At 69.5% G+C, this 6361-nt stretch carries 8 protein-coding genes and 1 pseudogene; 5 read left to right on the forward strand and 4 right to left on the reverse strand.

The window, feature by feature from the left end:
* Nucleotides 1–206, reverse strand: a pseudogene (locus ACFFNX_RS38685) (hypothetical protein); the annotation flags it as partial.
* Between the two features lie 16 nt (nt 207–222).
* Between ACFFNX_RS38685 and pyrE the strand changes: the two are divergent.
* On the forward strand, nt 223–759 hold the full coding sequence (gene pyrE, locus ACFFNX_RS38690) for an orotate phosphoribosyltransferase (RefSeq protein ID WP_378211077.1): 537 nt from the start codon (nt 223–225) through the stop codon (nt 757–759).
* Between the two features lie 9 nt (nt 760–768).
* Here the strand turns inward: pyrE and ACFFNX_RS38695 are convergent, their stop codons facing one another.
* Nucleotides 769–1209 carry a hypothetical protein gene (locus tag ACFFNX_RS38695; RefSeq protein WP_378211078.1) on the reverse strand — a complete coding sequence of 147 codons (441 nt, stop codon included), beginning with the start codon at nt 1207–1209 and terminating at the stop codon, nt 769–771.
* Between the two features lie 53 nt (nt 1210–1262).
* Nucleotides 1263–1937: a DedA family protein gene (locus ACFFNX_RS38700; RefSeq protein WP_378211079.1), complete on the reverse strand. Its 675-nt coding sequence runs from the start codon at nt 1935–1937 to the stop codon at nt 1263–1265.
* A 104-nt stretch (nt 1938–2041) separates the two neighbouring features.
* Here ACFFNX_RS38700 and fbaA point away from each other — a divergent pair, with 104 nt between their 5' ends.
* From fbaA to ACFFNX_RS38720, 4 genes are all read left to right on the forward strand, one after another.
* Nucleotides 2042–3064: a class II fructose-bisphosphate aldolase gene (fbaA, locus tag ACFFNX_RS38705; RefSeq protein ID WP_378211080.1), complete on the forward strand. Its 1023-nt coding sequence runs from the start codon at nt 2042–2044 to the stop codon at nt 3062–3064.
* 114 nt (nt 3065–3178) lie between these two features.
* A complete protein-coding gene (locus ACFFNX_RS38710) occupies nt 3179–3592 on the forward strand; it encodes a DUF3151 domain-containing protein (RefSeq protein WP_378211081.1) in 414 nt (137 codons plus the stop codon).
* Nucleotides 3593–3699: 107 nt separating this feature from the next.
* Nucleotides 3700–4983, forward strand: coding sequence for an adenylosuccinate synthase (locus ACFFNX_RS38715; protein WP_378211082.1), 1284 nt, complete (start codon nt 3700–3702; stop codon nt 4981–4983).
* 62 nt (nt 4984–5045) lie between these two features.
* On the forward strand, nt 5046–5873 hold the full coding sequence (locus ACFFNX_RS38720) for a glycerophosphodiester phosphodiesterase family protein (protein WP_378211083.1): 828 nt from the start codon (nt 5046–5048) through the stop codon (nt 5871–5873).
* Nucleotides 5874–5876: 3 nt separating this feature from the next.
* Here the strand turns inward: ACFFNX_RS38720 and ACFFNX_RS38725 are convergent.
* On the reverse strand, nt 5877–6361 hold a 485-nt coding region (locus tag ACFFNX_RS38725; protein WP_378211084.1), incomplete at its 5' end, for a phosphotransferase.

The raw sequence follows: 6361 nt of genomic DNA on the forward strand, positions 1-6361 counted from the left end.
GCGACGAGCACCAGCGGCGGCCTGGCCCCCGCGGCGGTGATCTCCAGCGCGGCCCGCGCCACGTAACGGCCGGCGTACGGCGGCCGGTCGTCGTCGGCGATCTCGGGGACCACCACGTCGTACGCGCCGAGCGCCGCGGGCAGCGCGCCCCACGCGGATGCGGTGGTCAAGGGACTGTGCAGGAGGACGAGCGTGCCCGGTGTCATGACTAAAGTTTCAGGCATGACGGACCGGGACGATCTCCTCGCGGAGATCAAGAGCAAGGCGGTCGTGCACGGCAGGGTGGTCCTGTCGTCCGGCCGGGAAGCCGACTTCTACGTCGACCTGCGACGGGTGACACTCGATGGACGGGCCGCGCCGATCGTCGGCCGGGCGATGCTCGACCTCACCGAGGACCTCGGGTACGACGCGGTCGGCGGGCTGACGCTCGGCGCCGACCCGGTCGCCACCGCGATGCTGCACGCGGCGGCCGCGCGCGGGCGAAGGCTGGACGCCTTCGTCGTGCGCAAGGAGGGCAAGGCACACGGGTTGCAGCGGCGCGTCGAGGGGCCGGACGTGGCGGGGCGGCGGGTGCTCGCCGTGGAGGACACCTCGACGACCGGCAACTCGGTGCTGGCCGCGGTCGAGGCGCTGCGAGAGGCCGGCGCGGAGATCGCCGGCGTCGCCACCATCGTGGAGCGGGGAGCGCGGGCGCGCATCGCCGAGACGGGATTGGAGTACCGGTCGGTGTTCACCCTCGCCGACCTGGGACTGGACTGAGAGCCCGGCTCACTGCCCGGTGGGCGCTTCGTACGTCTTGGCCTCACCGTGGCGTCCGGGCGGCTGGAGGTGCCCGTTGATCGTCACGGTGACGCCGCCCGCGTCCTGAACCGCGACGGTCAGCCGGGTCTCGCTGAAGATGCGAGTCTCGTTCTGGCCCAGGTTGCCGTTGAACACGACATCGTTGGCGCTCGGGCCCGAGACGAACACCGGACACTGCGCCGCAAGGCAGCGAATGGTGATCGTATTGCCGACCTGGCTGGTGGATGTGCTCGGCTTGTCGGTCTTGTCGCTCGGCGCCGCGCTGGCGGCCTGCGACGGCGCGGCGGTCGGCTTGTTCTTCTCATCCTTGCCGGTGAGCGCCCCCCACAGCGCCATGCCGCCGATGACCAACAGACCGCAGGCCAGCACGACGGCGAGCATCGCGATGGCGATGCGCGCGAGACCCATTGGGTCCGATCGGTGACGTCCCACAGGGGGAGGTTAGCGGTGACCGGGCCCCGTCAGCGACGGTGACGGCCAGTTGGTTGTTGCGTCTTGGGCGACTTGTACGAATCCTGGCGGCGGCCGCGGAACACCTCACGCAACACCGGCACCACCGACAGCAGGACCGCCAATGCCACCACTGGCAGGACATACTTGTCGATCCCCTTGACCCGGTCGCCGAGGAATCGGCCGAGCAAGATGATCGCTTCGGTCCAGAGCACCGCACCGACGACATTCCATACAAAAAATCTGATCGCCGACATCTCGAGCATCCCGGCGAGCGGGTTGAGGAAGGTGCGCACGACGGGAACGAACCGTGCCAGCACGACCGCCTTGGCGGGGCCGAACTTGTTGAAGTAGTGCTCGGCCTTGTCGACGTGCTCCTGGCGGAAGATCCGAGAGTTCGGGCGGTCGAAGAGTTTTCGCCCGTACTTGGCGCCGAGGAAGTGCCCGACCTGCGCGCCGGCGATGGCGCACAGCGGCGCGCCGATCATCAGCACCGGAAGCGGCAGCGGGTGCGCGAGCGTGGTGCCCGCGGCCGTGTAGATTCCGGCGGTGACCAGCAGCGTGTCGCCGGGCAGGAAAAACCCGACGAGCAGCCCTGTCTCGGCGAAGATGATCGCGAGGACTCCGAAAAGCCCGAAGGCCTCGATGAGGGACTTGGGATCCATGACGTTCACGGCGAGAGCCACGGGCCGAGCGTACCGGTAGGTGTGGCCTGGTCTCGGCACGGCAACGATTTCGGGATACTGGAAGCGAGCCCGCCGGGAGCCACAGCCCTAAGGAAGGAACAGTCATGCCCATCGCGACCCCTGAGGTCTACGCGGAGATGCTCGACCGGGCAAAACGTGAGGGCTTCGCCTACCCCGCGATCAACGTCACGTCGAGCCAGACGCTCAACGCCGCACTGCGCGGCTTCGCCGAGGCGGAAAGTGACGGCATCGTCCAAGTGTCGACGGGCGGCGCGGAGTACCTCTCCGGCAGCACGGTCAAGGACATGGTCATCGGCGCCACCGCGCTGGCCGAGTACGCGCACGTCGTGGCCGAGAAGTACCCGGTCAACATCGCGCTGCACACCGACCACTGCCCGAAGAACAAGCTCGACGGCTTCGTACGGCCGTTGCTGAAGATCTCGCAGGAGCGCGTGGCGGCCGGGCAGAACCCGCTGTTCCAGTCGCACATGTGGGACGGCTCGGCGGTGCCGCTGGAGGAGAACCTCTCCATCGCGTCCGAGCTGCTCGAAGAGGCGCGCAAGGCCAACATCGTCCTCGAGCTCGAGATCGGCGTCGTCGGCGGCGAGGAGGACGGCGTCGTCGGCGAGATCAACGAGAAGCTGTACAGCACGGTCGAGGACGCCATGGCGACCGTCGAGGCGCTCGGCCTCGGCGAGCGCGGGCGCTACATCCTCGCCGCCACCTTCGGCAACGTCCACGGCGTCTACAAGCCGGGACACGTCAAGCTGCGGCCGGAGGTGCTGAAGGACATCCAGGACGCGGTGGCCGCCAAGCACGGCCAGGAGAAGCCGTTCTACCTGGTCTTCCACGGCGGTTCCGGCTCCACGCTGGAGGAGATCCGCGCGGCGGTCTCCTACGGCGTCGTGAAGATGAACATCGACACCGACACCCAGTACGCCTTCACGCGTCCGGTCGCGGACCACATGTTCAAGAACTACGACGGCGTGCTCAAGGTCGACGGCGACGTGGGCAACAAGAAGGCCTACGACCCGCGGGCGTGGGGCAAGGCGGCCGAGCAGGGTATGGCCGAACGCATCAGCCAGGCCTGCGAGAGCCTCCTGTCCTCGGGCAAGAAGCTCGGCTGAGAGGGACGTTTCGACGGTGGGCGGCCGCGTTCGGCGCCGCCCACCTGAGTCCTGCCTCAAAGTATCCCGATCATCGGGATAGGAGATCCGCCGCGGATTGGGCAGGATGTGCACATGGAGCAACAGAACCTCCTCGGAGGGCCACCCCCGACCGAGCTGCCGGACAACCCGGAGGCCCGCCAGGCTCTCGAGGCCGGCGTGGACCCGTTCGAAGTGGCCGCGAGATTCCCCGACAACCCGGCGGCGTGGGCCGAACTCGCCGACCGCGCGTTCGGGAACGGCGACGTCATCGAGTCCTACGCATACGCCCGTACCGGTTACCACCGGGGGCTGGACCAGCTGCGCCGCGCCGGTTGGAAGGGCCACGGCCCGGTCCCGTGGCAGCACGAGCCCAACCGCGGGTTCCTGCGGGCGCTGCACGCGCTCGGCCGCGCGGCGGCCGCGATCGGGGAGGACGAGGAGGCCGAACGCTGCCGGACGTTCCTGCGGGACAGCAGCTCGGCGGCCGCCGAGGTTCTCGCAACCTGACCGGCTTCTCCCGTTTTCCTCGTGGCCATCCGGCGGGTACGCTCTGATCGCAAGAGCCCCTGTCGCTGCTTGCGCAGGGGCTTCGTCGATGTCAGGGAGAAAATCCGATGCCGGCCATCGTGCTCGTCGGCGCCCAGTGGGGTGACGAAGGCAAGGGCAAGGCCACCGACATCCTCGGCGGCGACGTCGACTATGTCGTGCGATACCAGGGCGGGAACAACGCGGGACACACGGTCGTCATCGGCGACCAGTCGTACGCGCTGCATCTGCTGCCGTCGGGGGTGCTCTCCCCAGACGTCATACCTGTCATCGGCAACGGCGTGGTGATCGACCCGGGTGTGCTGTTGGAGGAGATCGACGTACTGGAGGGGCGCGGCATCTCGTGCGACCGCCTGTTGATCTCCGCCAACGCACATCTGATCATGCCGCATCACAAGGCGCTCGATAAGGTCACCGAGCGCTACCTGGGCAAGGCCCAGATCGGCACCACGGGCCGCGGCATCGGCCCGGCGTACGGCGACAAGATCGCACGGATGGGCATCCGGGTGCAGGACCTGCTCGACCCGGGCATCCTGCGGCAGAAGCTCGAGCTCGCACTGCGCGAGAAGAACCAGATCCTCGCCAAGGTCTACAACCGGCGGGCGATCGAGATCGACGCGATCGTGAAGGAGTTCGTCGCCTACGGCGAGCGCCTGGCACCGCACATCGCCGACACCTCACTGGTGATCAACCGCGCGCTGGACGACGACAAGGTCGTCCTGCTCGAAGGCGCGCAGGGCACGCTGCTCGACGTCGACCACGGCACGTACCCCTTCGTCACCTCCTCCAGCCCGACCTCGGGCGGGGCGTGCGCGGGCTCGGGCGTCGGCCCGACGCGCATCGGCAAGGTGATCGGCATCCTGAAGGCCTACACGACACGCGTCGGCTCGGGCCCGTTCCCGACCGAGCTGCTGGACGAGACCGGCGACTGGCTGCGCAAGACCGGCGGGGAGTACGGCGTCACGACCGGCCGCAACCGGCGCTGCGGCTGGTTCGACGCGGTGATCGCGCGCTACTCCACGCGCGTCAACGGCGTCACCGACTACTTCCTGACCAAGCTGGACGTCCTGTCCGGCCTGGAGAAGGTTCTGGTCTGCGTGGCGTACGACATCGACGGCGAGCGCTGCGACGAGCTGCCGATGACGCAGACGGGCTTCCACCACGCCAAGCCGATCTATGAATATCTGGACGGCTGGCAGGAGGACATCTCCAGCGCGAAGGTCTTCGACGACCTGCCGGAGAAGGCCCGCGACTACGTCCGCACGCTGGAGGAGATGGCGGGCGCGCAGATCTCGGCCATCGGCGTCGGCCCCGGCCGCGACCAGACCATCCAGGTCCGCTCGTTCCTCTGACGGCGCTCGGCGATCGCCGCGGGCGGACGCCCGCGGCGCGCCGACGCCCTACGCTGATCGGCGTGGAGATCCAGGGGCATCGTGGTGCGCGAGGGCTGTGGCCGGAGAACACCCTTCAGGGTTTCGCCCGGACGCTGGAGATCGGGGTCGACGTCGTGGAGCTGGACGTCGGCCTGACCGCCGACGGCGTGCCGGTGCTGCACCACGACCAGGCGCTGCGCGGCGACACCGTACGCGACCGTGGGCCGTACCGGCCGCAGGACCCGCTGTACCCCTATGTCGGCCGGCCGATACGTGAGCTCACCCTCGCGCAGGTCAAGACGGTCGACGCCGGTGTCCCGCATCCGCGGTTCGCCTCGACGCAGACGCCGCTGCCGGGGGCCGAGGTGCCCACGCTGGCCGAGGCCTGCGAGCTCTTCGCCCCGCACGACGTACGGCTCTCCGTCGAGATCAAGACCGACCCGTCCTGGCCCGAGGTCGAAACGATCACCGCGACCGCCGTGAAGGTCCTCGACTCGTACGGGCTCACCGAACGCTCGCGGCTGCTGGCGTTCGACTGGCGGGTCCTCGGCGTCGCACGCGGGCTGCTGCCCGCCGGTGAGCGGGTCGCGCTGGTCGAGCCGGACACGCTCGACGCGTCATGGATGGCCGGGCACGACCCGGCCGGCGGCCTGGCCGCCGCGGCGGCGGGCGCGGGCGCCACGATGATCTCGCCGCACCGCTTCATGGTCACTCCGGAGCTGGTCACCGCCGCGCACGACCATGGGCTGGCCATGGTCGTGTGGACGGTGAACGAACCGGTGGAGATGGCGCGGTACATCGCGTTCGGCGCCGACGCCATCGTCACCGACTATCCCGACCGCCTCCGTACGGTGCTGGGCCGCGCGTAGCGCTCACCAGAACTCATCCAGCAGCCGGTAGAACGCGGTCTTCGCCGGGTCGGGTGGGACGCGGTAGCGGTCCAGGAGCCGGCCGGTGGCCCACGGGCCGTACTGCGGGTTGTCGCGGGCGGCCAGCGAACGCGTGACGATCGCCAGGTCGGCCCAGCGGTCCGCGACGCCGAGGCGGTCTGTGTCGATCACGCCGGTCACCTCGCACGTTCCGGGGTCGAACAACACGTTCGGCACGCACAGGTCGCCGTGGCAGACCGCCAGGTCCTCCTCGCGCGGCCGGGTGGCCAGGAGTTCGGCGACCAGGTCCTCGTGGGTCCGGCCGCGGCGTTCGTCGTCCAGGTCGTCCAGGTCGACCTCGGCCGCCAGCGCCTGCGGCACCGTCACCGCGAGCCGCCGGTCGAACGGGCAGTGCGCGACCGGCAGGGCGTGCAGGGCACGCGTCAGGTCGGCGAGCGCGTCGACGACGCGCGGCCGGTCCGCCGCCG

Origin of the sequence: Actinoallomurus acaciae (assembly GCF_042429965.1) — a bacterium.
Taxonomy (GTDB): Bacteria; Actinomycetota; Actinomycetes; order Streptosporangiales; family Streptosporangiaceae; genus Actinoallomurus; species Actinoallomurus acaciae.

Excerpts from the sequence above, each read along its gene's own strand:
- pyrE (WP_378211077.1), top strand. The coding sequence starts at position 223 with ATGACGGACCGGGACGATCTCCTCGCGGAGATCAAGAGCAAGGCGGTC.
- ACFFNX_RS38695 (WP_378211078.1), bottom strand. The coding sequence starts at position 1,209 with ATGGGTCTCGCGCGCATCGCCATCGCGATGCTCGCCGTCGTGCTGGCC.
- fbaA (WP_378211080.1), top strand. The coding sequence starts at position 2,042 with ATGCCCATCGCGACCCCTGAGGTCTACGCGGAGATGCTCGACCGGGCA.
- ACFFNX_RS38710 (WP_378211081.1), top strand. The coding sequence starts at position 3,179 with ATGGAGCAACAGAACCTCCTCGGAGGGCCACCCCCGACCGAGCTGCCG.
- ACFFNX_RS38715 (WP_378211082.1), top strand. The coding sequence starts at position 3,700 with ATGCCGGCCATCGTGCTCGTCGGCGCCCAGTGGGGTGACGAAGGCAAG.